Source organism: Mesorhizobium sp. M0239 (genome assembly GCF_040321815.1).
GTDB lineage: Bacteria > Pseudomonadota > Alphaproteobacteria > Rhizobiales > Rhizobiaceae > Mesorhizobium.
In genome coordinates this window covers 51,629-77,785 of sequence record NZ_JAMYSG010000005.1, presented here as the reverse complement: position 1 = coordinate 77,785, position 26,157 = coordinate 51,629, and the positions used below count along the sequence as shown (strand labels likewise).

At 62.9% G+C, this 26,157-nt stretch carries 33 protein-coding genes; 21 read left to right on the top strand and 12 right to left on the bottom strand.

The genetic code is table 11. The annotated features are described in order from the left end of the window. The first annotated feature begins 104 nt into the window (after positions 1-104). The 3 genes from NKI99_RS06265 (at position 105) to NKI99_RS06255 (ending at position 3,152) form a co-directional block, all read left to right on the top strand. Entirely contained in the window at positions 105-1,082 is a 978-nt protein-coding gene (locus tag NKI99_RS06265) for a tripartite tricarboxylate transporter substrate-binding protein (RefSeq protein WP_352440873.1), read from the top strand. 77 nt (positions 1,083-1,159) lie between these two features. After that, positions 1,160-1,633 (top strand): tripartite tricarboxylate transporter TctB family protein, encoded by a 474-nt coding sequence (locus NKI99_RS06260; RefSeq protein WP_352610198.1) that lies wholly within the window; start codon positions 1,160-1,162, stop codon positions 1,631-1,633. 10 nt (positions 1,634-1,643) lie between these two features. Then, complete coding sequence (locus NKI99_RS06255) at positions 1,644-3,152, top strand: tripartite tricarboxylate transporter permease (RefSeq protein ID WP_023812550.1); 1,509 nt, start codon at positions 1,644-1,646, stop codon at positions 3,150-3,152. A gap of 1 nt (position 3,153) precedes the next feature. Here the strand turns inward: NKI99_RS06255 and nth are convergent, their stop codons facing one another. Next, complete coding sequence (gene nth, locus NKI99_RS06250) at positions 3,154-3,978, bottom strand: endonuclease III (protein WP_352610195.1); 825 nt, start codon at positions 3,976-3,978, stop codon at positions 3,154-3,156. Positions 3,979-4,000: 22 nt separating this feature from the next. Between nth and NKI99_RS06245 the strand changes: the two genes are divergently transcribed. The 9 genes from NKI99_RS06245 (at position 4,001) to NKI99_RS06205 (ending at position 10,774) form a co-directional block, all read left to right on the top strand. After that, entirely contained in the window at positions 4,001-4,495 is a 495-nt protein-coding gene (locus NKI99_RS06245; RefSeq protein WP_352610192.1) for a DUF2244 domain-containing protein, read from the top strand. Positions 4,496-4,619: 124 nt separating this feature from the next. Continuing rightward, positions 4,620-5,495 carry a methylated-DNA--[protein]-cysteine S-methyltransferase gene (locus NKI99_RS06240; RefSeq protein ID WP_023812547.1) on the top strand — a complete coding sequence of 292 codons (876 nt, stop codon included), beginning with the start codon at positions 4,620-4,622 and terminating at the stop codon, positions 5,493-5,495. Between the two features lie 220 nt (positions 5,496-5,715). Next, positions 5,716-6,186, top strand: coding sequence for a hypothetical protein (locus tag NKI99_RS06235; RefSeq protein ID WP_023812546.1), 471 nt, complete (start codon positions 5,716-5,718; stop codon positions 6,184-6,186). Between the two features lie 20 nt (positions 6,187-6,206). Then, positions 6,207-6,599: a hypothetical protein gene (locus tag NKI99_RS06230; RefSeq protein WP_023812545.1), complete on the top strand. Its 393-nt coding sequence runs from the start codon at positions 6,207-6,209 to the stop codon at positions 6,597-6,599. Then, positions 6,566-7,078: a hypothetical protein gene (locus NKI99_RS06225; protein WP_023812544.1), complete on the top strand. Its 513-nt coding sequence runs from the start codon at positions 6,566-6,568 to the stop codon at positions 7,076-7,078. Before NKI99_RS06230 ends, NKI99_RS06225 begins: the two co-directional genes overlap by 34 nt. Then, positions 7,053-7,535, top strand: a complete 483-nt coding sequence (locus NKI99_RS06220; protein ID WP_023812543.1) for a hypothetical protein — start codon at positions 7,053-7,055, stop codon at positions 7,533-7,535. The genes NKI99_RS06225 and NKI99_RS06220 overlap by 26 nt, the downstream gene beginning before the upstream one ends. A 152-nt stretch (positions 7,536-7,687) precedes the next feature. Continuing rightward, complete coding sequence (locus NKI99_RS06215; RefSeq protein ID WP_352610189.1) at positions 7,688-8,593, top strand: ribokinase; 906 nt, start codon at positions 7,688-7,690, stop codon at positions 8,591-8,593. Position 8,594: 1 nt separating this feature from the next. After that, positions 8,595-10,046, top strand: coding sequence for an amidase (locus NKI99_RS06210; RefSeq protein WP_352610186.1), 1,452 nt, complete (start codon positions 8,595-8,597; stop codon positions 10,044-10,046). A 113-nt stretch (positions 10,047-10,159) separates the two neighbouring features. Next, a complete protein-coding gene (locus NKI99_RS06205; protein ID WP_352554956.1) occupies positions 10,160-10,774 on the top strand; it encodes a LysE family translocator in 615 nt (204 codons plus the stop codon). Positions 10,775-10,931: 157 nt separating this feature from the next. On the opposite strand, the gene NKI99_RS06200 is transcribed toward NKI99_RS06205, so the two are convergent. After that, a complete protein-coding gene (locus NKI99_RS06200) occupies positions 10,932-11,873 on the bottom strand; it encodes a nucleoside hydrolase (RefSeq protein ID WP_023812539.1) in 942 nt (313 codons plus the stop codon). Positions 11,874-12,189: 316 nt separating this feature from the next. On the opposite strand from NKI99_RS06200, the gene NKI99_RS06195 reads away from it, so the two are divergent. Then, positions 12,190-12,615, top strand: coding sequence for an Hsp20 family protein (locus NKI99_RS06195; protein ID WP_023760739.1), 426 nt, complete (start codon positions 12,190-12,192; stop codon positions 12,613-12,615). 121 nt (positions 12,616-12,736) lie between these two features. Continuing rightward, on the top strand, positions 12,737-12,991 hold the full coding sequence (locus tag NKI99_RS06190; protein ID WP_023760740.1) for a BQ00720 family protein: 255 nt from the start codon (positions 12,737-12,739) through the stop codon (positions 12,989-12,991). A gap of 68 nt (positions 12,992-13,059) precedes the next feature. Here NKI99_RS06190 and ptsN read toward each other — a convergent pair whose 3' ends face one another. The 7 genes from ptsN to NKI99_RS06155 all read right to left on the bottom strand — a co-directional run bounded on the left by ptsN (position 13,060) and on the right by NKI99_RS06155 (position 18,958). Continuing rightward, positions 13,060-13,524, bottom strand: coding sequence for a PTS IIA-like nitrogen regulatory protein PtsN (ptsN, locus tag NKI99_RS06185; RefSeq protein WP_111548784.1), 465 nt, complete (start codon positions 13,522-13,524; stop codon positions 13,060-13,062). A gap of 105 nt (positions 13,525-13,629) precedes the next feature. Continuing rightward, positions 13,630-14,214: a ribosome hibernation-promoting factor, HPF/YfiA family gene (hpf, locus tag NKI99_RS06180; RefSeq protein ID WP_013529588.1), complete on the bottom strand. Its 585-nt coding sequence runs from the start codon at positions 14,212-14,214 to the stop codon at positions 13,630-13,632. 263 nt (positions 14,215-14,477) lie between these two features. Next, entirely contained in the window at positions 14,478-16,004 is a 1,527-nt protein-coding gene (gene rpoN / locus NKI99_RS06175) for an RNA polymerase factor sigma-54 (protein WP_128303209.1), read from the bottom strand. A 323-nt stretch (positions 16,005-16,327) separates the two neighbouring features. Then, complete coding sequence (lptB, locus tag NKI99_RS06170; protein WP_013529586.1) at positions 16,328-17,146, bottom strand: LPS export ABC transporter ATP-binding protein; 819 nt, start codon at positions 17,144-17,146, stop codon at positions 16,328-16,330. Beyond that, positions 17,146-17,727, bottom strand: coding sequence for an LptA/OstA family protein (locus tag NKI99_RS06165; RefSeq protein ID WP_023812537.1), 582 nt, complete (start codon positions 17,725-17,727; stop codon positions 17,146-17,148). Before NKI99_RS06165 ends, lptB begins: the two co-directional genes overlap by 1 nt. Further along, positions 17,714-18,427, bottom strand: a complete 714-nt coding sequence (gene lptC / locus NKI99_RS06160; RefSeq protein ID WP_128303210.1) for an LPS export ABC transporter periplasmic protein LptC — start codon at positions 18,425-18,427, stop codon at positions 17,714-17,716. The genes NKI99_RS06165 and lptC overlap by 14 nt, the downstream gene beginning before the upstream one ends. Positions 18,428-18,763: 336 nt before the next feature. Then, the gene (locus tag NKI99_RS06155; protein ID WP_127296383.1) at positions 18,764-18,958 is read right to left on the bottom strand and encodes a hypothetical protein; all 195 of its coding nucleotides are present in this window, start codon (positions 18,956-18,958) and stop codon (positions 18,764-18,766) included. 167 nt (positions 18,959-19,125) lie between these two features. Here NKI99_RS06155 and sppA point away from each other — a divergent pair, with 167 nt between their 5' ends. The 4 genes from sppA (at position 19,126) to lhpI (ending at position 21,889) form a co-directional block, all read left to right on the top strand. Next, positions 19,126-20,082: a signal peptide peptidase SppA gene (sppA, locus tag NKI99_RS06150; protein WP_023812535.1), complete on the top strand. Its 957-nt coding sequence runs from the start codon at positions 19,126-19,128 to the stop codon at positions 20,080-20,082. Positions 20,083-20,164: 82 nt separating this feature from the next. Beyond that, a complete protein-coding gene (locus tag NKI99_RS06145; RefSeq protein ID WP_006200394.1) occupies positions 20,165-20,449 on the top strand; it encodes an integration host factor subunit beta in 285 nt (94 codons plus the stop codon). 56 nt (positions 20,450-20,505) lie between these two features. Continuing rightward, positions 20,506-20,886 carry a LapA family protein gene (locus NKI99_RS06140; RefSeq protein WP_023812534.1) on the top strand — a complete coding sequence of 127 codons (381 nt, stop codon included), beginning with the start codon at positions 20,506-20,508 and terminating at the stop codon, positions 20,884-20,886. Positions 20,887-20,923: 37 nt separating this feature from the next. After that, positions 20,924-21,889, top strand: a complete 966-nt coding sequence (gene lhpI, locus NKI99_RS06135) for a bifunctional Delta(1)-pyrroline-2-carboxylate/Delta(1)-piperideine-2-carboxylate reductase (protein WP_023812533.1) — start codon at positions 20,924-20,926, stop codon at positions 21,887-21,889. Here lhpI and NKI99_RS06130 read toward each other — a convergent pair. The 3 genes from NKI99_RS06130 to NKI99_RS06120 form a co-directional block, all read right to left on the bottom strand. Next, positions 21,886-22,323 carry an EVE domain-containing protein gene (locus tag NKI99_RS06130; protein ID WP_023812532.1) on the bottom strand — a complete coding sequence of 146 codons (438 nt, stop codon included), beginning with the start codon at positions 22,321-22,323 and terminating at the stop codon, positions 21,886-21,888. The genes lhpI and NKI99_RS06130 overlap by 4 nt on opposite strands. Then, positions 22,320-22,715 (bottom strand): VOC family protein, encoded by a 396-nt coding sequence (locus tag NKI99_RS06125; protein ID WP_128303211.1) that lies wholly within the window; start codon positions 22,713-22,715, stop codon positions 22,320-22,322. Before NKI99_RS06125 ends, NKI99_RS06130 begins: the two co-directional genes overlap by 4 nt. 74 nt (positions 22,716-22,789) lie before the next feature. Next, positions 22,790-23,479 (bottom strand): helix-turn-helix transcriptional regulator, encoded by a 690-nt coding sequence (locus NKI99_RS06120; RefSeq protein ID WP_128303212.1) that lies wholly within the window; start codon positions 23,477-23,479, stop codon positions 22,790-22,792. A 135-nt stretch (positions 23,480-23,614) separates the two neighbouring features. On the opposite strand from NKI99_RS06120, the gene NKI99_RS06115 reads away from it, so the two are divergent. Genes NKI99_RS06115 through lspA form a run of 3 tightly spaced genes read left to right on the top strand, consistent with a single transcriptional unit; the run spans position 23,615 to position 26,119 of the window. Then, positions 23,615-24,709 (top strand): RsmD family RNA methyltransferase, encoded by a 1,095-nt coding sequence (locus tag NKI99_RS06115; RefSeq protein ID WP_352440855.1) that lies wholly within the window; start codon positions 23,615-23,617, stop codon positions 24,707-24,709. Continuing rightward, on the top strand, positions 24,706-25,563 hold the full coding sequence (locus NKI99_RS06110) for a TrmH family RNA methyltransferase (RefSeq protein ID WP_013529576.1): 858 nt from the start codon (positions 24,706-24,708) through the stop codon (positions 25,561-25,563). The genes NKI99_RS06115 and NKI99_RS06110 overlap by 4 nt, the downstream gene beginning before the upstream one ends. Positions 25,564-25,576: 13 nt before the next feature. Beyond that, on the top strand, positions 25,577-26,119 hold the full coding sequence (gene lspA, locus NKI99_RS06105; RefSeq protein ID WP_352610182.1) for a signal peptidase II: 543 nt from the start codon (positions 25,577-25,579) through the stop codon (positions 26,117-26,119). The last annotated feature ends 38 nt before the right edge of the window (positions 26,120-26,157 follow it).

The following is a 26,157-nucleotide window of genomic DNA, read 5'->3' as shown; positions in this document are numbered from 1 at the left end:
TCCGGTTGCAATCTGTTAATTTGCGCTAGTTGTTGCTCCATCTGCAGGGTGTTGAGAGGACCCCGCACAGCGGTTGGAGATTTACGTATTGGGAGGAGATCACGATGAGAAGATTTGTCGCCACTCTGGCTGCTGCCGCGGCCGTCACGCTTTATGGGTTCACTGCCGGCGCGCAGACCTATCCCGAACGCACCATCACCGTTGTGGTGCCGTTTGCGGCCGGCGGCCCGACCGACACGGTCACGCGCCTCGTCGCCGAAGCGATGTCGAAGGATCTCGGCCAGCAGGTCATCGTCGAAAATGTCGGCGGTGCCGGCGGCACGCTGGGTGCCGGCCGCGTCGCCAACGCCGAGCCTGACGGCTATACGCTGCTGCTCCATCACATCGGCATGGCGACAAGTGCGACGCTGTACAGAAAGCTCGCCTACGACACGCTGAACGCCTTCGAATATGTCGGCCTCGTCACCGAGGTGCCGATGACCATCGTCGGCCGCAAGGACCTGGAGCCGACCGATCTCAAGGGGTTGGTGGAGTACGCCAAGGCCAACAAGGATTCCATAACCGTCGCCAATGCCGGCATCGGTGCGGCCTCGCATCTGTGCGGCATGCTGTTCATGAGCGCCATCAAGACGCCGCTGGTCACCGTACCCTACAAGGGCACCGGCCCGGCCATGACCGATCTCCTCGGCGGCCAGGTCGACATCATGTGCGACCAGACGACCAACACCACCAAGCAGATCCAGGGCGGCACCATCAAGGCCTATGCCGTCACCTCGCCGGAGCGCCTCGATGTGCTGAAAGACGTGCCGACGACGGTGGAAGGCGGCCTTCCCGAAGTTCAGGTCGGCATCTGGCACGGTCTCTATGCACCCAAGGGCACGCCGGCCGGGATCACCGAACGCCTGTCGAAATCGCTGCAGGTCGCGCTGAAGGACCAGAACGTCGCGGCCCGCTTCGCCGAACTCGGCACCAAGCCGTCGCCCGAGGCCGATGCGACGCCCGCCGCACTGAAGGCCAAGCTGGAAAGCGAGATCGCGCGCTGGAAGCCGATCATCGAAGCCGCCGGCCAGTACGCCGACTGAGGTTTGAACAGGGGCGCCACCAGCGCGCCCCTGTTCGCTCGGCATCCGCTAGCCACTGCGGGCTTGGGAGAACCATCATGAACCCTTTCGCGATCGACAGGGCCAACGGCCTGTGCGCCGCCCTGTTCATCGGTTTCGGCGCATGGTTCGCGCTGCAATCGCTCGGCCTCGAAATCGGCACCGCCTTGCGCATGGGTCCAGGCTATTTTCCGCTGGTCCTGGCGATCGTGCTGATCCTGCTTGGCGCCGTCATTCTCGTCCAGGCCGTACGCGTCGGGGGCGAAGCAATCGGGTATATTGCGTGGCGCGGCATGCTGCTCATCCTGCCTGCTCCGATCTTCTTCGGCCTGACGGTGCGCGGCCTCGGCTTCATCCCGTCGATCTTCCTGACGGCGTTGATCGCGTCGTTTGCCAGCCGCCGCATGAAGCCGTTGACCGCGCTCGTGCTGTCGGCCGGCCTGACATTGTTTGCGTACCTCGTCTTCAGCTACGCGCTCGGCCTGCCGTTCCGCCGCTTCGGCCCGTGGCTGGCCCCATGGTTGGTGTCGTGAGGCGATGAGCATGGATCTGCTCGACAACCTCGCGCTCGGTTTTTCGACGGCGACGTCGCTGACCAACCTCGGTTTCTGCCTGATCGGCGTCCTTCTCGGCACGCTGATCGGCGTCCTGCCCGGCATCGGCGCCACCGCGACCATCGCCATGCTTTTGCCGATCACCTTCCAGATCGGCGACCCGGTTTCCTCCCTCATCATGCTCGCCGGCATCTATTACGGTGCCCAATATGGCGGCTCGACCACCGCCATTCTCATCAACATGCCGGGCGAATCCTCGTCCGCCGTCACCGCGATCGACGGCTACCAGATGGCCAGGAACGGCCGCGCCGGAGCGGCCCTCGCGATCGCGGCCATCGGCTCGTTCTTTGCCGGCACGGTGTCGACGTTCCTCGTCGCCATCTTTGCCCCGCCGCTGACGGCGATCGCGCTGAAATTCGGCGCGGCCGAGTATTTTTCGCTGATGATCGTCGGCTTGGTTTCGTCCGTCGCGCTCGCCCACGGCTCTATCGTCAAGGCGCTGGCCATGGTCGTGCTCGGCCTGCTGCTCGGCATTGTCGGCACCGACATCTACACCGGCACGCCGCGCTTCACGCTTGGAATCCGGGAATATGCCGACGGATTGAATTTCGTTGCGGTGGCGGTCGGCGTCTTTGGCGTCGCCGAGATCCTGCGCAACCTCGAAAACGAGGATGAGCGTTCCGTGATGATCCGCAAGGTCACCGGCCTTATGCCGACCCGCGAGGACTTTCGGCGCATGGCAGCGCCCATCGTGCGCGGAACAATCATCGGTTCGGCGCTCGGCATCCTGCCGGGAGGCGGCGCGATCCTGGCAGCTTTTGCGTCCTACACGGTCGAAAAACGCGTCTCGAAAAACCCGCAGGAGTTCGGCAAGGGCGCCATCGAAGGCGTCGCCGGACCGGAATCGGCCAACAATGCCGGTGCGCAGACCTCCTTCATCCCGATGCTGACGCTCGGCATTCCAGCCAACCCGGTCATGGCGCTGATGATCGGCGCCATGATCATCCAGGGCATCGTGCCCGGCCCCAATGTCGCGACCGAACAGCCGGCGCTGTTCTGGGGCATCATCGCCTCGATGTGGATTGGCAATCTGATGCTGATCATCCTCAACCTGCCGCTGATCGGGCTTTGGGTGAAGCTGCTGACGATCCCCTACTACGTGCTTTTCCCGATCATCATGGCGTTCTGCTCGATCGGCGTCTACAGCGTCAACAGCAACGTCTACGACCTCTACGCCGTCGCCTTCTTCGGCTTCCTCGGCTACCTCCTGACCAAGCTGCGCTGCGAACCGGCACCGCTGCTGCTCGGCTTCGTGCTCGGCCCGCTGCTCGAGGAAAACCTGCGCCGCGCCATGATCCTCTCGCGCGGCGACCCAAGCACCTTCGTGACGAGACCGATCAGCGCCGGCCTGCTGCTCATCGCGCTCGCCGTGCTCGTCATCGTCTTCCTGCCGGCGGTCAAGAAAAAGCGCGAAGAGGTGTTTGTGGAGGAGAGTTGAACTACGTCGTCGTTCCGCTTCGGTCCTGGATCTCTTCGACAGGATCGAGCGGTGCGATCGGCACCAGCGGTGCTGGCACATCGGTCGTCTTGACCTCGGCCTTGCAGATGTCGGCGATGACGCAGGCCGGGCAATCCGGCTTGCGCGCCTTGCAGACGTAGCGGCCATGCAGGATCAGCCAGTGATGTGCATGGCGCATATATTCGTCCGGAATGATCTTCAACAATCCCTGCTCGACCTGTTCCGGTGTCTTGCCGGGCGCCAGCCCGAGCCGGTTGCCTATGCGGAGAATGTGCGTGTCGACCGCCATCGTGTGCTGGCCGAAGGCCATGTTGAGCACGACATTGGCGGTCTTGCGCCCGACCCCGGGCAGCTTGACCAATTCATCGCGACTGTCGGGTACCTCGCCGCCATGGTCGCGGATCAGCGCCTGCGACAGCGCAATCACATTCTTCGCCTTGTTGCGCCACAGCCCGATGGTGCGGATATATTCGCCGACCCTTGCCTCCCCCAGCGCCAGCATCTTGTGCGGCGTATCGGCGGCCTTGAACAGCGCCCGCGTCGCCTTGTTGACGCCGGCATCCGTCGCTTGCGCCGACAGCACCACCGCGACCAGCAGCGTGAAGGCGTTGACATGTTCGAGCTCGCCCTTCGGCTCGGGCCGCTGGACGGAAAAGCGCCGGAATATCTCGTGCACTTCGGCCGGGCTGTAGCGCGAAGTGGGGCGCACAGGCCGCGGACGGGGCTTGGCGTTCGACCCGCCGTGTCGTGCGGGCAACAGCTCTTTTTTGGAAAGGGAAGAATCTTTGGACTTGGGGCTTGCCATTTCCCTCCTATAATATCCCCTCATGACCGACACAAACGCCTCGTTTCAGGCCGACGAGCCATTCTTTCAGGCGCTACTCACCCCGCACCGGTCTCTGGGCCGGACAGGATTCTTCGTCCTGATGGGCGCGCTGCTGTTCGGCTGGCTTGTGACAGGCGCGTTTTTCCTGTCGCGCGGCGCCTGGCCGGTGTTCGGCTTCTTCGGCCTCGACGTGGCCGCCGTCTACATCGCCTTTCGCATCAACTATCGTGCCGCTCGTGCCCGCGAAGAAGTCTCGGTCTCGCGCACCAGCCTCGACATCCGCAAGACAGCCCCCTCGGGGAAATCGGAAGCGCATCGCTTCAATCCGTTCTGGGCGCGGTTTTCGGTGGCCCGTCACGCCGAGATCGGCATCACAGGGATGACGGTGGAAGGCCAAGGGCAGAACGTGCCGATCGGATCCTTCCTGGACCCCGATTCCCGCGAGAGTTTTGCCGCCGCCTTTTCGCGGGCGCTGGCGACCGCCAAGGCACGCTGAGCCAGCCACGAGCGACTCCAGGGCTCGAATCCTGTGTCCATCTGGGTATGCGCCGCAAGAAAGCAAGTTTCGGGTGGCGATCGACGCCCCGAGGGGCGATATTCCGGCTCAAGGAGACAGTTCCATGAGCACACACACCGCGGTCCTCAAAAAGGACATCACGCCTGAAGGCAGCGACTACGAAATCGTGCGCCGTGCCATCGAGAAGATCAGTCTCGACTATCGTGATCAGCCTTCCCTTGAAGAACTGGCCGAGGAGGTCGGCGAGACGCCAACCGGCTTGCAAAAACTCTTCACCCGCTGGGCCGGCCTGTCGCCCAAGGCCTTCCTGCAGGCGGTGACACTGGACCATGCGCGCAGGCTGCTCGATTCCGGCATGCCGCTGCTCGAGACCTCGTTTGAACTGGGCATGTCCGGCCCGGGCCGGCTGCATGACCTGTTCGTCACGCATGAGGCGATGTCGCCGGGCGACTACAAGACACGCGGCGCCGGGCTCATCATCCGCTACGGCTTCCATTCCTCGCCGTTCGGCACCGCCCTGATCATGGCCACCGAGCGCGGACTCGCCGGCCTCGCCTTCAGCGACCCCGGCGAGGAACGCGCCGCCTTCGCCGACATGTCCAGCCGCTGGCCGAACGCCATTTATGTCGAGGACATGATTGCTACCGGCCCCTATGCCGCCCGTATCTTCGACCCGGCGCTGTGGCGCCCCGACCAGCCGCTGCATGTCGTCATGATCGGCACCGACTTCCAGGTTCGCGTCTGGGAGGCGCTGCTCAAGATCCCGATGGGTAAGGCCCGCACCTATTCCTCGATTGCGGCCAGCATCGGCGCACCGTCCGCCAGCCGTGCGGTCGGTGCGGCCAACGGCGCCAATCCGCTCTCTTTCGTGGTGCCTTGTCACCGCGCCATCGGTAAATCAGGCGACCTCACCGGCTATCACTGGGGCCTGACCCGCAAGCGCGCCATTCTGGGCTGGGAAGCCGGGCAGGTATCGTAATATCGGTTTTTTTCGATATTAGGAAGAAAACCATGGGTATGCCGGCGTTATTAAGTATAAGCGCGATTTCCACTGTGGTTTTCGCCTTTGCAACCGAGGACAACCTCCGGTTCCTGTAATTGTTATTTTGAGCCTTTATTTTAGGTAACTCTAAATTAACCACGATAAAGTGATGATACCCCATGTTAATCCGGACGATCCGGCTTGATAGGAGGTCCCGATGACGTTGTTTCGCGCCGTCTGCGGCGCAGCTCTGCTGGTTGCCAGCATCGACGAGGCCGCGCTGGCCACGACGCAGAATGTCATATTCAATGGTACGATCGCGCCCACCTGCACACTTGTTGTTGCCACCAACGGCACGATGACGGCCAGCCCCGATCTCCAGTCCCTCAGTTCGCACAACAGCGGCGGCTCGGCTGGAACCGTGACGCTGACGACGACCGGAGGTGTGTCGCTGAGTGTCGACCCGGTCACCACCATGACGGTGCCATCGGCAGACAGCACGTCGACGACCTGGACGCCCACCTACTCAGCCGCCGGCGCGCATGCCATCGGTGAGACCGGCTCGGCAAGCAGCATCACCACCCCCGGCGCCGACCTCGTTTCGGTCCACCTCGCCGGCACCAAGGGCGGCAGCAATCGCTTCGCCAACGGCAATTATCAGGCAACGGTAACGCTGCGCTGCGAATGACGCGAGCGAAGGAGGGGGTCGTGAAACATGCTCGAATCCTGGCGACGGCACTGGCCGTCGGATTGGCGCCCATTGCCGCCAAGGCCCAGTCGATGTCGCCGATGCGTGGCGAGATCAACAGCTTCACCGACGTCTTCGCGGTTCGCGTCTTCCCCGCCAATCCCTACGACCGGAAGATCCGGGTCGAAATCCATGTCTACGATCAGGATTTTCAGCCGGTAGATGCCAGAATCTCTCCAGATATATTCCAGCTGGCTTCCCAGGCCTCCCGTTCTGTCCTTGTGGTTGTGCCTTTTGACGGCGCTGCCGAGCGTAAAGTGCGTATCTGTACCGAAAGCATCCCCTTTCCCAATCAACAGACGCAGATAAGGGCACAGATATGCGGAAAGTTTTTTGGGCGCCGCAAGTCCTGACACTGGCGCTCGCGGCTGCTTGGGCGGGTGCGTCGCCGGCCGGGGCCGAGGACGTCTACAACCTTAACCAGAATGAGAGCGGCTTCAACCTGCCCGGCGTCACCTTGCCCCAGGGCCAGGACGAGGTCCATGCCGCGGACGGTACCACTTGCCGTTCCGCCGTCTCCGGTTCCGGCGCTTATGTCGATCTCGGCGTTATCAGAGGCAACAGCCAGTCGGACAACAGCGTTGCCACCTATGGTCGGGTGGTGATCCCGATCGGGCGCACGCCGAAGCGCGTCGATTGCAGCCGTCTCTATGAGCTTGAGGTCGAGCGCCTGCAGTTGGAACTGAAGCTCCTCAAAATGGGCCTCGGCGCCGACGGCCAGACGGCGAGCGTGGCTGCCAGCACTTCCACGGCCGCGTCACCGGGGTGGGCCAACGAAGGCTGGAGCATCAGGACCGGAAGTGGTGATGGCAAGAAAAAGAAGAAGCAGTAGTCGCGCGCTGCTTGCGATGGCAGCACTTGCCGGTTCCTGCCTTCCGGTGCAGGCGGCGATCATCGGCACCTGCACCATCATGGTCGGGGCGTCCGGAACGATGAAGGCCAATCCCGCCATCAGCATACTGGGCTCCAAACAGGCAGGCGGATCGAGCGCCAGCGCCACCGTGGTGGCAAGCTCCCTGTTGTGCTCGATACTTAATTTGCTTGACTGCTATTCGGTTTCGGCGCCGGCGCCTGCCGCATTCTCGTCCGCGCCGAGCGGCGGCGGCACCAACGTGACCTTCGCTTCGGTCTTCCGCCTCGATGGCTCGGGGGCAGATGTCAACGGAAGTGTGCCGCAGAGGGTTGCCAACGGCACCCACACGATGCAGGTCGACCTCACCGCCACCAGGTCGAGCGGTATCTTTCCCGCCGGCAACTATCAGGGCACGGTCACCCTGCGCTGCGAATAAGGCCACGACACCCCAAATCGGGCTGGACCATGCGCGTGGTCTGGCAAGCCGCGGCCTTACAGGTTAGCTTCCGCGCAATCGGAACGACCTGGGTTCGCTTGGACGCACAAGGATGCTCCGACATTTGAATTTGCGTTGCCAGGAGGCCTTGCTTGATTATCGTCATCGGTTCGATCAACCTCGACCTTATTGCCAAGGTCGACCGCTTGCCTAGCCCCGGCGAGACGGTAGGCGGCTCGGCCTTCACCACCGCGCCCGGGGGCAAGGGCGCCAACCAGGCGCTGGCCGCCGCACGCGCCGGCGCCTCGGTGCGCATGGTCGGCGCCGTCGGCAGGGACAGCTTCGCCGCCGAGGCACTGGCATTGCTGCGCGACGGCAAGGTCGACCTGTCCGGCGTTGCCGAGACTCACGCCTCGACCGGCACGGCACTGATCATGGTCGCCGACGACGGCGAGAACATCATCGCCGTGGTGCCGGGCGCCAACGCTTCCGTAGTGCCCGGCGATCTCTCCAAGGCCTTTCTGAAAAAAGGCGACGTCGTGCTGCTGCAAAATGAGATTCCGCTGGGCACCGTCGATGCCGCCCTCGACCAGGCAAGGGCGGCCGGCGCCATCACCGTGCTCAACACCGCCCCTTTCCAGGGGCAGGCAGCCGGCTTTCTCGACAAGGCCGACTATGTCGTCGCCAACGAAACCGAGTTCGACCTCTATGGCGAAGCGCTGTCGCTGCAAGGCCGCGACCGGGCGGCCCGCATGCGCGACTTTGCCGGAAAGACCGGCCGCACCGTCGTCGTCACGCTCGGCGGCGACGGCGTGCTGGCGGCGACATCGACCGAGTTCCTGGCCGTTCCTGCGCGCAAGATCACCCCTGTCGACACGGTCGGCGCCGGCGACACGTTCTGCGGCTATTTCGCCGCCAGCCTGTCGTCGGGCCTCACGCTCGAACAGGCGCTGGCGCGCGCCGGCGCGGCCGGCTCGCTGGCCTGCCTGAAGCCTGGCGCCCAACCGGCGATCCCGCTCGCCAAAGACGTCGATCAGGCGCTGCAGGAAACCCGTTAAAATGCTGCGTCCTCAAACGAAGCATGCCGTGCCGCCGGCAGGCGACATCTGCCGCCTGTCCGCGGTCGAACTCGCCGGCGCGATCCGGGAGAGAGAGCTTTCCGTGCGCGAGGTGGTGGCGGCATTCCTCGACCGCATCGAGGCGGTCAATCCGCTGGTCAACGCCATCGTCTCCTTGCGCGATCGCGCCGATATCCTGCGCGAAGCCGATGCGGCCGATGCCAGCCCGTCGCGAGCCGAAGCGGCGGGGCCGCTCTTCGGCCTGCCCATCGCCATCAAGGATCTCGCCTCGACCACGGGCCTCAGGACCTCCTTCGGCTCGCCGATCTTCGCCGATTTCGTGCCGCAGGAAGACGATTTCTTCGTCGAGCGTATCCGCAATGCCGGCGCCATCATCATCGGAAAGACCAACGTCCCCGAATTCGGGCTTGGCTCCAACACCTACAATGCCGTGTTCGGGCCGACGCTGAACGCCTTCGATCCGGCCCTGACCGCCGGCGGCTCGAGCGGCGGCGCGGCGGTGGCCCTGGCGCTCGACATGGTGCCCGTCGCCGATGGCAGCGACTTCGGCGGCTCGCTGCGCAACCCGGCCGCCTGGAACAATGTTTTTGGCTTCCGCCCGTCGCAAGGACTTGTTCCCGGCGGACCCGATTTCGAAGTCTTCCATGCGCAGATGGGCGTCGACGGGCCGATGGGCCGCAACGTCCGTGACATGGCGCTGCTGCTCGATGTGCAGGCCGGTTACCACCCGCACGCGCCATTGTCCTACGAGAAACCCGGCTCGTTCCTCGAAGGGCTTGGAATACCGGCAACTGGTGGCCGCATCGCCTGGCTCGGTGACCTCCACGGTCATCTGCCGGTTGAAACAGGCATTCTCGGCCTGTGCGAGGCAGCACTTGGCCGCTTTGCGAAGGCATCGTTCCTGACCGAGCCGCTGCTGCCGGATTTCGATTTCGAAGCGCTGTGGCGGGCCTTCGTCACGCTGCGCCAAGCCAGCAGCGGCTGCGCGCTCAAAACCCACTATGACGATCCTGCGAAACGCGGCCTGCTCAAGCCGGAAGCCATCTGGGAAGTGGAGAATGCAATGCGGCTGACGGCGCCGCAGATCCGCGCCGCCTCCGTGACCCGCACATCCTGGCATCTCAAGCTGCTGTCGCTCTTCGACCGCTATGACCTGATTGCGCTGCCGACGGCGCAGGTCTTCCCCTTCGACATAGGCACGCATTGGCCCCGTGAGGTCGCCGGACGCGCAATGGACAGCTACCACCGCTGGATGCAGGTTTCCGCCTTCGCGACCCTAGGCGGCTGCCCGGCGGTCAACGTGCCGGTCGGCTTCGACGACCGGGGCCGGCCGATGGGCATGCAGCTGATCGGGCGGCCGCGCGGCGACCTCGCCGTACTCAAGGCGGCGGCGGCCTATGAGGCTACACTGCCCTGGCAGGCCGGCGCCTGAACCGGGCGGACTGGCGTGTCGCAGGGCGCTAGGTAGCGGCTTGCACCGGCTGCGCTGCTATGCATTGATTACCCTCAACCGCGCCGCCTCGGCGGTATTCCTGGGGAAAAATCATGTCGTTCGAACTCTACGCTGCCTATGTCCTCGCTTGCATCGTTATCATCCTGGTGCCCGGTCCGACGGTCACGCTGATCATCGCCAACAGCATTCGCCATGGCTCGCGCGCCGGCCTCGCCAATGTCGCCGGCACGCAGGCCGGGCTTGCCGTGATGATCGCCATCGTCGGCATCGGCCTCAACACGCTGATCGCAGGCATGGGCCACTGGTTCGAGTGGGTCAGGCTGATCGGCGCCGCCTATCTGATCTGGATGGGTGTGCAGATGTTCCGTTCCAAAGGCACGCTGAATGCCGATGGAACAGCGAGAAAGCCACGCGGCGGCTTCTTCCTGCAGGGCTTGCTGGTGGCGCTCAGCAATCCCAAGACGCTGATTTTTTTCGGCGCCTTCTTTCCGCAGTTCATTTCGCCGCAAGGCAACTACTCGCTGCAGATCGCCATCATGGGCCTGACCGCCATGATCTTCGCCGCCTTCTCGGATTCGACCTATGCGCTGGCCGCCGGCCGCGCCGGGCGCCTGTTGTCGGCCGGCCGCATAAAACTTTTGTCGAGGATCAGCGGCAGCTTCATGGTCGGCGGCGGCCTGTGGTTGGCGTTTTCAAAGGCGAAGTAAGGTGCGCCTCTTCCCTCGCCCCGTTTACGGGGAGAGCGTGGTCGCGAAGCGATCGGGTGAGGGGCAACGCCGGGTCTGCAGACAAAATATTAACGTTTGTGCCGCCCCTCATCCGCCTGCCGGCACCTTCTCCCCGTGAACGGGGAGAAGGAAGAACCTACAGCCGCCCCAGCCTCTCCACCAGCAACGCGAAAAAGCCGTCATGGTCGATGTCGCGCATCACCATGGCGTTCTTCGGCCGTTTGGTGACGCCCCACCAGTCGATCACGGTCATGCCCATGGTGAGCTCGGAGGCCGTTTCCACGCTGACGTTGCAGTTGCGGCCCTTGAACAGGTCCGGCTTCAACAGATAGGCGATGACGCAAGGGTCGTGCAGCGGGCCGCCGTCGGTGCCGTATTTCTCCTCGTCAAAGCGCTCGAAGAACTCCAGCATCTCGGCGGTGGCGGTGCCGACCTTGGTGCCGAGCGTGCGGAAGGTTTGCGTGCGCTTGGCAGTGGTCAGCGCCTTATGGGTGACATCGAGCGGCATCATCACGATCGGGATGCCGGATTTGAGCACGACATCGGCGGCCTGCGGATCGACATAGATGTTAAATTCGGCGGTCGGGGTGACGTTGCCGCCTTCGAAGAAGCCGCCGCCCATCAGCACGATTTCCTTGATGCGTGGTGCGATGCGCGGCTCGCGGATCAGCGCCAGCGCAATGTTGGTGAGCGGGCCGAGCGCGCAAAGCGTGATCGTGCCGCTTTCTTCGCTCATCAGCGTCTGGACGATGAAATCGACCGCGTACTGGTCCTGCAGCTTCATCGTCGGTTCGGGCAGTTGCGGTCCGTTGAGACCGGTCTTGCCATGCACTTCCTCGGCGGTGACCAATTCGCGCATCAGGGGCCGGATGGCGCCGGCATAGACCTTGATGTCCGGACGGCCAGCCAACTCGCAGATCTTGCGGGCATTCTTTTCGGTAAGCTTCAGCGGCACGTTTCCGGCAACGGCTGATATGCCGACGATCTCCAGTTCGGAGCTGCCGAGCGCCAGCAATATGGCGACGGCATCATCCTGACCGGGATCCGTGTCGATGATGATCTTGCGTGACTGGGGCATTTCAATTCCTTGTTTGGCGAGGTCGTGGGCTTGAACCGATCCGATCGAAACATCCAAATGACGCCGAAGCGGCCGCGAGCTGCCATGCCGAACCGCTCGACCGGGGAAGACGATCCCCGACCTGCGCGCTTCTCCTTGCATCTGCTCGCCGTTTCAAGCGCCATGCCGATCATTCCTGTGAGTCCACGGCCTGGTCTTTTTGGGCGGGTCTGTTGACGGCTTGAACTTGGTCGCGGGGCGGACCATATCAAGGCCATCGGGAAAAATGCCATCTGGGTTTTTCCACTTTATGTCGCTCTTGAGAGGACAATGTAACATGAGCCGAATGACGCCCTTTTCCAGCCCGCTTCTCCTTGGTTTCGACGCCATGGAAAAGACCCTGGAACGCTTGGCGAAATCCGGCGACAGCTACCCTCCCTACAACATCGAACGCCTCAGCGGCGCCGACGGCAAGACCGAAAGGTTGCGCATCACATTGGCGGTCGCCGGTTTCGCCGAAAGCGATCTCGATGTCACCACGGAGGAAAACCAGCTGGTCGTGCGCGGCCGTCAGACCGACGACACCGAGCGCGAATTTCTTCATCGCGGCATCGCCGCGCGCCAGTTCCAGCGCTGTTTCGTGCTGGCCGACGGCATGCGGGTGATCGCGGCGGAGTTGAAGAACGGTCTTTTGTCGATCGACCTCGATCGGCCGGAGTCCGAACGGCTGGTACGGAAAATAAACATATCGGTGAAAGACTGATCTTTACCACTGCATCGGCCGGAAAATCGGCACCGATTTTTCGAAAGCACGATGCAGCAAATTGAATGGCTCTCATGCGGGATGGCCTTGAGCGGCGTCCTCGCGCCAAGGAGGCTTTGAAATGACCAGAACTGAAAACATCACCATGACCAATGGCGAATTCGCTCATCTCGGCGAAGGCTCGGTCGCTTATCTCAGAAAGGTCTCGAGCGACGAATTGCTCGGCCGTTTCCCCAATCTCGGCGAAATCGCCCCCGGCATGGAACTGTGGGCGCTGTTTGCCGCCAATGGCCAGCCGATCCTGCTTTCCGATGCGCGTGACCGCGCTCTGGCCGGTGCCATGGAAAACGATCTGACCACGGTCGCCATTCACTGAGAGCGATTTCCCGCTGAAACGGAAAAGGGCCGCCCATGGCGGCCCTGTGGCGATATCATTCTCGAAATTCAGGCCGCGTGCGAAGCCTGGGTGTCCGATAAAAGCGCGTGGATAGCCGTGGCGTCGCGCGTACCCCTGATCTTGGCCACCGTGTCGGCATCGCGCAGGACCCGCGCGATGCGCGACAGTGCCTTGAGGTGGTCGGCGCCCGCCCCTTCCGGCGCCAATAGCAGAAACACCAGATCGACGGGCTGATCATCCAGCGATTCGAAATCGACAGGCGTCTCCAGCCGGGCGAAAACACCTGCGATGCGCTTCACGCCGGCCAGCTTGCCGTGCGGAATGGCGATGCCGTTGCCGACGCCGGTCGAACCCAGCCGCTCACGCTGCAAGATGGTGTCGAACACCTCCCGCTCCGGAATGCCGGAAATCGCCGCTGCCCGTTCGGACAGCAATTGCAGCAGCTGCTTCTTGGAGTTCGCCTTCAACGCCGGCAGTATCGCCGGAACGTTGATAAGATCGCTCAGATCCATGCTTGAAAATCCCTTGTTCGCCTGCCGTCACCAGTCCCCACCCCTCGTGCGGCCGGCTCTTATCCCAGTGCGACCGTGGTCGTCACGTCCGTGCGACCATTGTCGTCACGCTTGCGCGACCTTGGTCGTCGACGGGTCGATCCAGCCGATATTTCCATCGGGTCGGCGATAGACGATGTTGAGATGGTCGGTTCCCGCATTGCGGAAGACAAAGACCGGGCTGTCCTTGGTGTCGAGCTCGATGACCGCCGACGCCACCGACATGGTCTTCAGCGTCATGGTTGATTCGGCGACGATGGCCGGCGCGAAATTCTCCGGAATGTCCTCGTCGTCATCGGCAAGCGGCGCCATCACCGTGTAGGCTATGTCGGTCGGCTGGCCGTTGGCGGCGCCCGAATTGTGCGATTTCAGCCGGCGCTTGTAGCGCCTCAGGCGGGTTTCCAGACGATCCGCCGCGGCCTCGAAGGCCAATGTCGGATCCTGGGCATCGCCGGTGGCCTGCAGCGAAGCGCCGGAATCCAGCCGGATCATGCAGTCCGCCGAATAGCGCGAGCCCGATTTGATGACCGTGACATGTCCGGCAAAGCCGCGATCGAAATATTTGCCGATCGCTTCGCCGACGCGATCATTGATGCGTGTCCGAAACGCATCGCCGATGTCCATGTGTTTTCCCGATATGCGCAGATTCATCTGAAAACTGACCTTCCTGCTCAGGCTTCAAACTGGCCCGAGTTTATACTCGTGATCCGTGCGCACAAGCTTTGCGGCGTCACTTGCGCCGATTTTAAATCCAAACTTTCCGGTTGATCACAAGCCGCCCTTTGACCGTCCCGAGGCCAACGTCGTGACGGACCATCCGCATGCGGGCATCTAGCCCGTCTCATGCGGGCGGGCTTCTAGCCACTTCACCGCGGCTTGTCAATGAAGTGCCGGCCTGTGGAAAATCGACCCGCTCAGCGCCCGGCGCTGGCCATCGCCCGTTTCTCGCGTCGGCGCTGCACCGAAGAGGGGATATTCATGCCTTCCCGGTACTTGGCGACCGTACGCCTTGCAATGTCGACGCCACTTTCACGCAACATGTCGACGATTGCGTCGTCGGAAAGCACGTCGACGGGTTTTTCCTCGTCGATCAACTGCTTGATGCGGTCACGCACGGCTTCCGAGGAATGCGCATCGCCGCCGCCCGAGGCGGCGATCGAGGCGGTGAAGAAATACCGGAGCTCGAACACGCCGCGCGGCGTCAGCATGTATTTGTTGGCTGTGACCCGGCTGACCGTCGATTCGTGCATGCCGATGGCGTCGGCCACCGTGCGCAGATTGAGCGGCTTCAGCTGCCGCACGCCATGGACGAGGAAGGCATCCTGCTGGCGAACGATTTCCGAGGCGACCTTGAGGATGGTCTTTGCCCGCTGGTCGAGGCTGCGCGTCAGCCAGTTTGCATTCTGCAGGCATTCGGCCAGAAAATCCTTTTCCGCCTGGTTCTTGGCCTGCGGTGAGACCTGGGCGAAATAGATATGGTCGACCAAAACCCGCGGCAGCGTTTCGGCATTGAGCTCGACCGTCCAGCTGCCGTCATTGGCCGCGCGCACCTCGACATCGGCGACGATCGCGTCGCTGGCGCCGCCCGAAAACGCCATGCCCGGCCGGGGATCGAGCGCCCGGATCTCCGCCAGCATGTCGAGCAGATCCTCCTCGTCGACACCGCAGATCCGTTTCAATGCGTGAAAATCACGCCGTGCCAGGAGTTCGAGATTGGCGACCAGCGCCTTCATCGCCGGATCGAGCCGGTTGCGCACCGCAAGTTGCAGCGACAGGCATTCGGCTAGGTCGCGGGCAAACAGGCCGGCCGGCTCGAAGGTCTGACACACCGCCAGCACCTTCGCGACGGCGGCGGCATCCGCACCGAGACGAACGGCGATCTCGGCCAGGTCGGCACGCAGATAGCCGCTCTCGTCAAGGCCGTCGGCGAGTTCGGCGGCGATCAGCCGTGCAGCCGGATCGGCGAAGGCTAGCGCCACCTGTTCACCGACATGGTCGCGCAGCGTGATCACAGCAGTCGCCATATCGCCCGCATCAAACCACTCGGATGAGGAACCCGCGCCATTGCCCGAAGCCGACTTCCATTGTGCCGTCAGGTCGGGACCGAGCCGCTCGCTGGTGCCCGGGTCGTCGGGAAACAGGTTTTCCAGCGACGTGTCGAGCTTGTCCGAGATCGCCTCGGCGCTCCACTGCGTCTCGTTTTCGAACCAGTCGCCTTCGGCGGTGGCTTGCGGCTCCGCCTCGATCTTCTGCGCCTGGTCGCTGGCGGCATCGTCCTGCGGCTCGGCGCGTTCCAGCAGCGGATTGCGCTCGATTTCCTCGTCGATGAAATGCTCAAGCTCGACATGGGTGAACTGCAGCAGCCGAATCGACTGCATCAGCTGCGGCGTCATCACCAGCGACTGCGATTGTCGTAGCTGTAGTTTGGCCGCCAACGCCATGGTTCGGTTTCAAACGCCTCGTCTACGCATCCCGACTTCCGGGCAAGAATTTTGCAGCCGGCCATAAAAACTGGCCCGGCTTTTGCTTGTCAAGGCAATTGGTAGCAAAACGCGCTTACCGGAGCGTTATCCCGGAGCAAAATCGAGAAAAAAGCGCCGCGCGAACCGCAAAAATCGTGTCAGGAAACAAATTTCACGCTCAGAGCAATTCCAGGAAAAGTGTGAAACGGTTTTCCCGGAAAAGCGCATAGCGCTTTCCCTTGGGAATTGCGTCAAGACGAAAAGACGGAGGGGATTGGCGTTTTCCATGAACGACGAACCGTTCAGAGCGTAAAACCCTCGCCGAGGTAAAGTCGCCGCACATCCGGGTTTGCCACCACTTCGTCGGCCCTGCCATGGGTCAGCACCTGGCCGGCATGGATGATGTAGGCGCGGTCGATCAGGCCGAGCGTTTCGCGCACATTATGATCTGTGATGAGGACGCCGATGCCGCGCGCTGTCAGGTGGCGCACCAGTTGCTGGATATCGGCGACAGCGATCGGATCGATGCCGGCGAAAGGCTCGTCGAGCAGCATGTAGGCCGGACGCGTCGCCAGCGCTCGCGCGATTTCCAGGCGTCGCCGCTCGCCGCCCGAAAGCGACATGGATGGCGCCTTGCGCAGATGGCTGATGTGGAATTCCTCGAGCAGTTCGTCGAGATTGCGCTCGCGCACCTTGCGGTCCTTTTCGACCACTTCCAGCACCGCGCGGATATTCTGCTCGACATTGAGCCCACGGAAAATCGACGCTTCCTGCGGCAGATAGCCGATGCCGAGGCGTGCGCGACGGTACATCGGCATCGACGTGACGTCGAAGCCGTCGATCTCGATCGTGCCTTCATCCACCGGCACGAGGCCGGTAACCATGTAGAAACAGGTCGTCTTGCCGGCGCCGTTGGGGCCGAGCAGTCCAACGGCCTCGCCGGCGCGCACGCCGATGGTGACGCCGCTGACGACCTTGCGGCCCTTGTAGCTCTTGGTCAGCCCCTTGGCGATCAGGGTTCCCTTGAACTTTCCCGCATCGACGGTCACCGTGGCCGGCGCCGAAAGCTTGCCGGCGGCCCGTCCCGGAAGACGCGCCGTCAACGACGACAGGCTGGCCATCAGGGGTTCGTCGCTCCCGATTTCGGCGGCGGCGTGATCGACATCTGGACGCGTTGCCCAGCACATGGATCCACCTGAGCCAGTCCGCTTTTCATCTGCACCGTAAGCTTGCAGCCCACCAGAACATTGTCGTTTTGCGACAGAACGACCTTTTTGCCCGAAAGCACCAGCACCTGGCTCTTCATATCGAAGCTGCCTTGATCGCCGGTCGCGACCTGCGCATCCGACTTGATGTAAACCTTGTCGGAGATCTCCAGGTGATCGATGTTGGCCGAGCCCGTCATCGCCGCACCCGCGGCCTCCGTGCCCTTGGCAGCGGCGTTGGGGTCCTTGACGTAGTAGACCGTCATCTTGCCGGCCTTCATCAATGTCGGCCCCTGGACGACGCTGACATTGCCCGTGAAGATGGCGACACTGTCGGCCTGGCGGACTTCCAGCTTGTCGCTCTCGATCTGGATCGGCTTGTCGCCGGACAGTTTGAGGCCTGATTGACTGGTCGTCTGCGCCCATGACGGCACGAGTCCGAGCAGCAGCAACGCTGAAGTTGCAGCCGCGAGCCGCGTCGAACTACTGAGCCGCATTGGTTTCTCCGCTGTTTCCCTGTGCCGCCTTCAAGGCGGCGGAATCGATGTTGACGCGCACTTTGTTCTCGAAAACCAGAACCTTGCCATTGTCCTGGACCGACATCGTATCCGCCGTGATCCGCGACCCGCCACGGCTAACATCGACAGGATCTCCCGTCTTCATAGTGCCTTTGCCCATGTCGAGGAAGACCGATTTGAACTTGGCCTGCATGCCGTCGGTCGTGGTGATCGTCACGTCGCTGGTCAGGTTCATCGTATTGCCGTCGCGATCGTAGGTGCCGTGCGAGGCCTTGACCGCCGCCACATTGTCGGGCGCGATCGGCACCTTGGCGTCGATGCCTTCCAACTCGATGATACCTTGCGTGCTGACATCCTGAATGGCACGCAGCGCCGTCATCGAATAAGGCTGCTTCTGCTTGGTGAAACCGTTGAGCTTGGGATTGGCCATCACCAGCTTGCCGTTGGAAAAGGCAGTGCCTTCCGCCTGAACCTTCACGGCGACGGGTGCGGCGAGATAGGAATAGACCGGGAAAGCGACCGCTATCAGTGCCGCGGCCACTGGCACGGCAAATTTGAGAACGCGCACGCGGCGCGAATGACGCTGTGCACGGTCGAAAGCATCGCCGCGCGTCCGGCCGTCCGCCGGGGGAGCCAACACCGCCTCGGCGTTGGTTGGTTCAATAGGTCGCGCTAACATTCACTGCTTTCTTCTAACCCTGCCCGCCCTTGAGCACCGCCTATAGGTGGGACGCCGGCGCTTTCAAGCAAGCACAAGCCCACGAAAACTGCAAAAGTGTGACAACCGCCTTTGTACAGACGAAAACGAAGTCCGCACAACTGCGTGTTCTCCATAGCAGAAACAGACACGCGGCGTAAAATTTATCAGCGCCTGTCTCGCCGCCCGACCTCGCGGTAATTGCCCAAAAACGTGAGGGGAGATGTCGGATGCCCCGCCTGGCCAGCCTGGCCGATCGTGTATGCGGCGTTGCCGATCACGTCGGCGGGACGCTTTTGGCTTTAGATCCGGTCGGCGTCAGGCCGCCTTCCTCTGTATGAGACCAACAAGAACGGTGCGCATTCCCGAATACGATGGGCTGCCAATTTTCACTTCCCAATCAGTGTTGCGTTTCCGAGGGTGCTTCACATTACGCAACGCTTGGCGGAATGTGTTCGGGTCGACGCCTACAGTTCGAGCCATATCTTCGGCGGTTGTGTGTTTGGCGATCATGAAATCTCCTATGCCTTTTGCCGGTATATAGGGCGTTTGCGCAACTCGGCCAAAGGATTAGCCGTTTGCGCAAACTTCAGACTGAGACACTGCCGGAAAGAGAACTGCTTCCCGATGAGAGGATCATGGTCTAAAAGCGTCCCCTTCCGCCGACTGAAAGGCTGACCATGGCACTGAGAGCCGACGACCTGATCGACCGCCGCCGTTTGCGGCGCAAGCTGACATTCTGGCGCGTTGTCGCCATAGGCATCGTAGCCCTTGGGGTGATTGCGCTTTCAACCTGGTTCTATGGCGACGATTTCGGCGGCTCGACGGTCGACCATATTGCCAAGGTCAAGATCGAAGGCACGATCACCGAGGACGAGGAACTGATCAAGCGCCTGGAAACCATCCGTCTTTCATCGAAGGTGAAAGGGGTGATCCTGTCGATCGATTCGCCTGGCGGCACCACCGTTGGCGGTGAATCGATCTATGAAGAAGTGCGCAAGCTGGCCGCCGACAAGCCGGTGGTGGCGGAAGTCGGCACGCTCGCCGCATCGGCGGGCTATATGATCGCCAGTGCCGCCGATCACATCGTTGCCCGCAAGACCTCGATCGTCGGCTCGATCGGCGTGCTGATCCAGTATCCCGACGTCAGCGGCCTGATGGACAAGCTCGGCGTCAAGCTGGAGGAGGTGAAATCCTCGCCGCTGAAAGCCGCGCCCTCTCCCTTCAAGCCGACCAATGACGACGAGCGCGCCATGGTTCGCAAACTCATCCTCGACAGTTACAACTGGTTCGTCGACATCGTCGCCGAACGCCGCAAGATGACCCGCGAACAAGCGCTGGCGCTTGCCGACGGCTCGATATTCACCGGGCGCCAAGGCGTTGCCAACGGGCTGATCGACGCCGTCGGCGGCGAGGCCGTAGCGGTCGACTGGCTGGCCACCAAGGGCGTCGATGCCAAGCTCAAGGTCGTCGAGTGGAAGGATACCGAACGGCGCGGCAGCTTCCTGTTCTCGAAAGCGATGGCGCAAACCATCGGCAGTGCGCTCGGCCTGCCCGCCTACAGCGGCGACGTCATCCATGAACTCGGAGCCGACCGCTTGTTTCTTGACGGTCTCGTTTCCGTCTGGCACCCTTGAGACGCCGTTTGGGGCAAGTGAAAAAAGCAAATAAAATCATCCTCATAATTTTGACCGCACTGCTTTCACGGGGACCCGTCTCATGATCAAGTCCGAACTTGTGCAGATTATTGCCACGCGCAATCCGCATCTTTTCCTGCGCGACGTCGAAAACATCGTCGGCGCCATCTTCGATGAAATCACCGACGCCCTTGCCGAAGGCAACCGGGTCGAGTTGCGTGGCTTCGGCGCTTTTTCGGTGAAAAATCGTCCCGCCCGCACCGGCCGCAATCCGCGCACAGGCGAATCCGTCGAGGTCGAGGAAAAATGGGTGCCGTTCTTCAAGACTGGTAAGGAACTGCGTGAAAGGCTGAACGGCGGCAAGTAGGCGCGACGTCAGCGCCTGACGGCCTTCGGACAGGCCAGCTTCCGACGGAAAACATCATGTTCAATCGCTTCATGCTCATCGCGATCTTCGTGCCCCTGGCGATCATCCTGATCGCACTCGCCGTTGCCAACCGCGAACTGGTCGCCTTCACGCTGGATCCGTTCAACCCCGGCAATCCGAAGCTGACCCTGACTTTGCCGCTGTTCATCTTCCTGTTCCTGGCACTCGCCATCGGCATGATCGTCGGCAGCCTGGCAACCTGGGTCAAGCAGGGCCGCTATCGCAAGCTGGCGCGCCAGCGCGGCGTCGAGGCCGAGAACCTGCGCCAGGCGGTCAGCCGTGCGCCGGCGGTATCACAAAGCCAGGCTCCGGGAACGGCCCCAGGCTCCGCCCACGGGTCCGCCCAAGGGTCCGCATTGCCGAAGCCGACCGCTTGAACCGCCTGTTGGCGGTTTTGTCCCCACGGAGTTTTGCATGCTGACCATTTCGGCCGCAGAGGTTGACCATGCCCTGAGCTTTGCCAGGCTGGTCGAGACGCTGCGCATGGCGTTTCGCGACGGTGCGGTGCAGCCGGTCAGGCATCATCATACGATCGAGCGGCCAGATGGTGCCGCCTCCACCCTGCTTTTGATGCCGGCCTGGACCGATCTCAACGCGGCCGGCACGTCGGCCGGCGGTCACGTCGGCGTCAAGATCGTTACCGTGTCCCCCGACAACAATGCCATCGGCAAGCCGGCGGTGATGGGGCTCTATCTCCTGCTCAATGGCGCCACCGGCGAACCCGAGGCCTTGATCGACGGCCAGCGGCTGACACAGTGGCGCACCGCCTGCGCTTCGGCGCTCGCGGCCTCCTATCTCGCCCGCGACGATGCCTCGCGGCTGCTGGTGGTCGGCGCCGGCGCGCTGTCGCCCTTCCTCGCCAAGGCGCACTCGGCCGTACGGCCGATCAAGACCATCCGCATCTGGAACCGCACTCCGGCCAATGCCGAGAAAGTCGCCGCCGACCTGCGCGCCGAGGGTTTTGCAGCCAGCGCGGCGAGCGATCTCGATGCCGAGCTTGGGCAGGCCGACATCGTCTCCTCGGCGACGATCACCACCACGCCGTTGATCAAGGGTGCGCTGTTGCAGCCGGGAACCCATGTCGACCTGGTCGGAGGCTTTACGCCGACGATGCGCGAGAGCGATGACGACGCGATCAGGCTTGCCCGCGTCTATGTCGACACCCGCGCCGGCGCCACCAAGGAAGCCGGCGACATCGTCCAGCCGCTGGCCTCCGGCGTGCTGAAGCCGGAAACCATCGTCGCCGATCTGCACGAATTGGCGCGCGGGCAGAAGAAGGGTCGCGAGAGCGCCGGTGAGATCACGCTGTTCAAGTCGGTCGGCGCGGCGCTCGAGGATCTTGCCGCCGGCATTGCCGTCTACAAGGCGATGAAGACTTAATTCGCTGCCGCAGCCGTTTTGGCGCCCATCGCCTCTGCGATCAGAGCAAAATCGGCCGCGCTGACCGAAAACAGGCCAAAGCGAAGCTGATAACCCCAGTTCGACTTGCCGACGGTGAATTCGAGCTTGTCGAGCAGCGGCTTGATCGGCGCTTCCTCGGCCTTAGCCCACGCAACATCGCGGCGGAACGGCGTGAAGCCGGCGCCCATATCGCCCTGATAGGGCCCGCCTTCCCGCACCGTGCCGATCGCGGTGAAGGCCTGCAGGCCATCTTTCTCGCCCAAAACAGTGGTCGGCGAATAGTAGACGATGCCATCGCCTGGCTTGACGCGACGCAGCGGTGCCGCCTTGCCGTGATTGACCTGCATGAAGCCGGCTGCGCGACCCCGCCGGACATGTTCGGCCGATGCCACCGCGATCCAATACGCGCTCATTTCTGGTCACCATCGGCTTGTGCGCCGTCGGACAGCCAATAGACGCGCAGGCGATGATTGTCGGGATCGAGCGCGACAAAAGTACGGCCGAAATCCATGTCGGTCGGCGTCTGCAGGATTGTCAGCCCGCGCCCGGACCAGTCGGCATGGGCGGCATCGACCGCATCGGGCGTATCCAGCGCAAACACGATTTCGGCGCCACCGCCTGACGTGGCGGCTGCCGGCTCCACCGTATGGCGCGACCACAGGCCGAACTTGAAGCCGGCATCGAGCACGAACAGCACGAAGGTCGGCGAACTTTCGACCGGCTGACGGCCGAGCAGCGCGCTGTAGAAGGCGCCGCTCTGCTGCGGCTGGTCGACATAGAGGATGACGAAATTCGGGGTGGTCATGTCTGCTCTCCAAGGTTCAGCGTTTCGACTTGGCGAACATAGGATGCGCTACTGTCAGTTTCTGGCAGTAGCCGTCACGAACCACGCGACGTGTCGAGCGTTGCCCGCCATTCCTTGAGCAGCGCCTGGCGACGATGGGGATAGCGCGTATCTGTTGCATGGAGTTCGGTAATGCGATCGGTGCGAAAATGCCGGAAATCGTGCCGCATCTCGCACCACGCCACCACCACCCGCACCTTGTCGAAGAAGCCCAGCGCAAATGGCCACACGACACGCTCGGACGCAGCGCCGCCAGCGTCGCGGTAAAGAAAGCCGAGCTTGCGCTCGTTGCGGATGGCCTGCCGTACGAGGCCAAGGTCGATGGTCTCGATGGCCATGGCGGGAGGGCCGACCAGCAGTGTGCTCGCGTCGAGATCCTCGCGCAGATCGTCCGGCAGGACAGCCGCGATCTTGGCCAACGCGTTGGCAGCGGCGGCCGAAAGACGCTGGTCCGGCTGCTTGGCGACCCAGCGCGAGCCGAGCACGATGGCTTCGATCTCCTCGTCGCTGAACATCAGCGGCGGCAGCATGAAGCCGGGCTTGAGCACATAACCGACACCCGCCTCGCCCTCGATCGGCGCGCCCTGGCCCTGCAGCGTGGCGATGTCGCGGTAGAGCGTGCGGATCGAAATCCCGAGTTCATCGGCCAGCGCTTGCCCGCTCACCGGCCGGCGATGCCGGCGCAGGCACTGGATCAGGTCGAGCAGGCGTTCGGAGCGGGACATCCGGTAGATTTGCCTGTTTCTTTGACATTGGTCCATCGCGGCCAACCTGAACCGGAGAGGCCGACCTGTCGGACTTGGTTGCGAAGCCGGTTGCCCTATGTCAAAAGCGGCCACCCCGTTCGGAGTTGCCCCCGCTTGAAGTCTTTTCGCGACAAACGCCGCGACAACCGTCCACATCCATCCGCGAAGGGTGCGGCGGACGTGTCGCGTCCGCGTCCCGGCCAGGCTCCCGCCAGACCGGAAGCGCCACCGCGCGAGCGCCATGAGGCGAAGACGGAAAGTCGTTCCGAACCGAACTCGGCGCCGCGCATCCTGGCCCGCCGCGAAGGCGCTCTGCCCGCCGAACATCTTCCCGTGATCCTGGAAGTGGCGCCCAATGCCGATTATGCGCTCCTCGACAGCGGCACCGGCCAAAAGCTCGAACAATATGGCCCCTACCGTATCGTACGGCCCGAGGGCCAGGCGATCTGGCAAAAGGCCTTGCCGGCAAAGGAATGGGAGCGCGCCGACGCCGTCTTCACCGGCGACACCGACGAGGAGGGTATCGGCCGCTGGCGTTTTCCCAAGCTGCCACTCGGCGAGACCTGGCCGATGAAGCATGACGGCATCGACTATCTCGGCCGTTTCACCTCGTTTCGTCATGTCGGCGTCTTTCCCGAGCAGGCCTCCCATTGGGATCACATGGCCGGGCTGATCGCGGCGGCGAAGCGGCCGGTCAAGGTGCTGAACCTGTTCGGCTATACCGGTCTCGCCTCATTGGTGGCGGCTCGCGCCGGGGCCGAGGTCACCCATGTCGATGCCTCGAAGAAGGCAATTGGCTGGGCCCGTGAAAACCAGGAGATGGCCGGCCTCGGCAGCAAGCCGATCCGCTGGATCGTCGACGACGCGGTCAAATTCGCCGAGCGCGAGGAGCGTCGCGGCAGCCGCTACGACATCATCCTGTTCGACCCGCCGGCCTATGGCCGTGGCCCCAAGGGCGAGGTCTGGCAATTGTTCGAGGACCTGCCTGATTTGACCGAACTTTGCCGGGCGATCCTGACGCCGAAGCCGCTTGCCGTGGTGCTGACCGCCTATTCCATCCGCGCCTCCTTCTTCGCCATCCACGCCTTGATGCGCGATACGTTTGCCGGCATGGGCGGCAAGATGGAATCGGGTGAGCTGATCATCCGTGAAAAGTCCGCCGGCCGGGCGCTCTCGACCTCACTGTTTTCGCGTTGGGTGGCTGAATGAACGAGCGGCATGCAGGCGCACCTGGCCAGGTGAAGGAGGTCACCAGCCTCGCCAATCCGCTGGTCAAGGACATCAAGGCGCTCGCGCAGAAGAAATTCCGCGACCAGCAGAACGCCTTCATGGCCGAAGGGTTGAAGCTGGTTATCGATGCGCTCGATCTCGGCTGGCAGATCAGGACGTTAGTTTTCGCCAAGGCAGGGCGCGGCAATGCGGCGGTGGAGAAGGTGGCCGCACGCACGGTTGCCGCAGGCGGCATGGTGCTAGAAGTGTCGGAAAAGGTGCTGGTCGCCATCACCCGCCGCGACAATCCGCAAATGGTGGTGGGCGTCTTTTCGCAGAAATTCCTCGCCTTGAAGGATGTGCGCGCCGACAATGGCGACGTCTGGGTGGCGCTCGATCGGGTACGCGATCCCGGCAATCTCGGCACCGTCATCCGCACCGTCGATGCCGTCGGCGCCAAAGGCGTCATCCTGGTCGGCGATACCACTGATCCATTCTCCGTGGAAACGGTGCGCGCCACCATGGGTTCGATCTTTGCCGTGCCGGTAGCCAAGGCGACGACCGAGGCTTTCCTTGCCTGGCGAGGCGGCTTCTCAGGCCTCGTCGCCGGAACCCACCTGAAAGGCGCCGTCGACTACCGCTCGGTCGATTTTTCCCGCGGGCCCGTGCTGCTGATGATGGGCAACGAGCAGCAGGGGCTGCCCGAAAGCCTGGCTGCGAGCTGCGACAGGCTGCTCAGGATTCCGCAAGCGGGCCGTGCCGATTCGCTCAATCTGGCCGTCGCCACCGGCATCATGCTGTTCGAGATCCGGCGCGGCGCGCTGAAGCTCGAGCCAATCCTGGACCAGCAATGAAGGTTGCCTGCCCGTGAGATCATGGACTCCCTACGCACTGCTCGTCGTCGCGGCCATCGCGCTCGACCAGTGGATAAAGTACCTGGTCGAGGCCGGTCTGCCTTTTCAGGAAAAGGTTGATCTGTTGCCCTTCCTGGCGCTGTTTCGCACCTACAATACCGGCATCGCCTTCTCGATGTTCTCATCCTTCGGCGACACCGGGCTGATCGTCATTTCGCTCGCCGTCGTTGCCTTCGTGCTGTTCCTGGCGACGCGGATCGCGCCGTCCCAGATCCTTGCCCGCACCGGCTTTGCGCTGATCGTCGGCGGCGCGCTCGGCAACCTGATCGACCGCGCCGTCTACGGCCACGTCATCGACTACATCCTGTTCCACACGACGGTCTGGTCGTTCGCCGTCTTCAACCTTGCCGACGCCTTCATCTCGGTGGGCGCGGCACTGGTCGTCTTCGACGAGCTGTTCGGCTGGCGGCGCGAGCCCGGGCCGTCCAACGCCAAGCCTTCCAAAGCCATGCCTTCCAAGGCCAAGTCTTCGAAGGCCAAGTCTTCGAAGGATTGACCCCGTGCCGCCATCGCCGCACAGTTCATGTCGCCAAA

What these genes read in the sequence shown, in the direction of transcription:
- NKI99_RS06265 (WP_352440873.1), top strand. Translation starts at nt 105, where the DNA reads ATGAGAAGATTTGTCGCCACTCTGGCTGCTGCCGCGGCCGTCACGCTT.
- NKI99_RS06260 (WP_352610198.1), top strand. Translation starts at nt 1,160, where the DNA reads ATGAACCCTTTCGCGATCGACAGGGCCAACGGCCTGTGCGCCGCCCTG.
- NKI99_RS06255 (WP_023812550.1), top strand. Translation starts at nt 1,644, where the DNA reads ATGGATCTGCTCGACAACCTCGCGCTCGGTTTTTCGACGGCGACGTCG.
- nth (WP_352610195.1), bottom strand. Translation starts at nt 3,978, where the DNA reads ATGGCAAGCCCCAAGTCCAAAGATTCTTCCCTTTCCAAAAAAGAGCTG.
- NKI99_RS06245 (WP_352610192.1), top strand. Translation starts at nt 4,001, where the DNA reads ATGACCGACACAAACGCCTCGTTTCAGGCCGACGAGCCATTCTTTCAG.
- NKI99_RS06240 (WP_023812547.1), top strand. Translation starts at nt 4,620, where the DNA reads ATGAGCACACACACCGCGGTCCTCAAAAAGGACATCACGCCTGAAGGC.
- NKI99_RS06235 (WP_023812546.1), top strand. Translation starts at nt 5,716, where the DNA reads ATGACGTTGTTTCGCGCCGTCTGCGGCGCAGCTCTGCTGGTTGCCAGC.
- NKI99_RS06225 (WP_023812544.1), top strand. Translation starts at nt 6,566, where the DNA reads ATGCGGAAAGTTTTTTGGGCGCCGCAAGTCCTGACACTGGCGCTCGCG.
- NKI99_RS06220 (WP_023812543.1), top strand. Translation starts at nt 7,053, where the DNA reads ATGGCAAGAAAAAGAAGAAGCAGTAGTCGCGCGCTGCTTGCGATGGCA.
- NKI99_RS06210 (WP_352610186.1), top strand. Translation starts at nt 8,595, where the DNA reads ATGCTGCGTCCTCAAACGAAGCATGCCGTGCCGCCGGCAGGCGACATC.
- NKI99_RS06205 (WP_352554956.1), top strand. Translation starts at nt 10,160, where the DNA reads ATGTCGTTCGAACTCTACGCTGCCTATGTCCTCGCTTGCATCGTTATC.
- NKI99_RS06200 (WP_023812539.1), bottom strand. Translation starts at nt 11,873, where the DNA reads ATGCCCCAGTCACGCAAGATCATCATCGACACGGATCCCGGTCAGGAT.
- NKI99_RS06195 (WP_023760739.1), top strand. Translation starts at nt 12,190, where the DNA reads ATGAGCCGAATGACGCCCTTTTCCAGCCCGCTTCTCCTTGGTTTCGAC.
- NKI99_RS06190 (WP_023760740.1), top strand. Translation starts at nt 12,737, where the DNA reads ATGACCAGAACTGAAAACATCACCATGACCAATGGCGAATTCGCTCAT.
- ptsN (WP_111548784.1), bottom strand. Translation starts at nt 13,524, where the DNA reads ATGGATCTGAGCGATCTTATCAACGTTCCGGCGATACTGCCGGCGTTG.
- hpf (WP_013529588.1), bottom strand. Translation starts at nt 14,214, where the DNA reads ATGAATCTGCGCATATCGGGAAAACACATGGACATCGGCGATGCGTTT.
- rpoN (WP_128303209.1), bottom strand. Translation starts at nt 16,004, where the DNA reads ATGGCGTTGGCGGCCAAACTACAGCTACGACAATCGCAGTCGCTGGTG.
- lptB (WP_013529586.1), bottom strand. Translation starts at nt 17,146, where the DNA reads ATGGCCAGCCTGTCGTCGTTGACGGCGCGTCTTCCGGGACGGGCCGCC.
- NKI99_RS06165 (WP_023812537.1), bottom strand. Translation starts at nt 17,727, where the DNA reads ATGCGGCTCAGTAGTTCGACGCGGCTCGCGGCTGCAACTTCAGCGTTG.
- lptC (WP_128303210.1), bottom strand. Translation starts at nt 18,427, where the DNA reads ATGTTAGCGCGACCTATTGAACCAACCAACGCCGAGGCGGTGTTGGCT.
- NKI99_RS06155 (WP_127296383.1), bottom strand. Translation starts at nt 18,958, where the DNA reads ATGATCGCCAAACACACAACCGCCGAAGATATGGCTCGAACTGTAGGC.
- sppA (WP_023812535.1), top strand. Translation starts at nt 19,126, where the DNA reads ATGGCACTGAGAGCCGACGACCTGATCGACCGCCGCCGTTTGCGGCGC.
- NKI99_RS06145 (WP_006200394.1), top strand. Translation starts at nt 20,165, where the DNA reads ATGATCAAGTCCGAACTTGTGCAGATTATTGCCACGCGCAATCCGCAT.
- NKI99_RS06140 (WP_023812534.1), top strand. Translation starts at nt 20,506, where the DNA reads ATGTTCAATCGCTTCATGCTCATCGCGATCTTCGTGCCCCTGGCGATC.
- lhpI (WP_023812533.1), top strand. Translation starts at nt 20,924, where the DNA reads ATGCTGACCATTTCGGCCGCAGAGGTTGACCATGCCCTGAGCTTTGCC.
- NKI99_RS06130 (WP_023812532.1), bottom strand. Translation starts at nt 22,323, where the DNA reads ATGAGCGCGTATTGGATCGCGGTGGCATCGGCCGAACATGTCCGGCGG.
- NKI99_RS06125 (WP_128303211.1), bottom strand. Translation starts at nt 22,715, where the DNA reads ATGACCACCCCGAATTTCGTCATCCTCTATGTCGACCAGCCGCAGCAG.
- NKI99_RS06120 (WP_128303212.1), bottom strand. Translation starts at nt 23,479, where the DNA reads ATGTCCCGCTCCGAACGCCTGCTCGACCTGATCCAGTGCCTGCGCCGG.
- NKI99_RS06110 (WP_013529576.1), top strand. Translation starts at nt 24,706, where the DNA reads ATGAACGAGCGGCATGCAGGCGCACCTGGCCAGGTGAAGGAGGTCACC.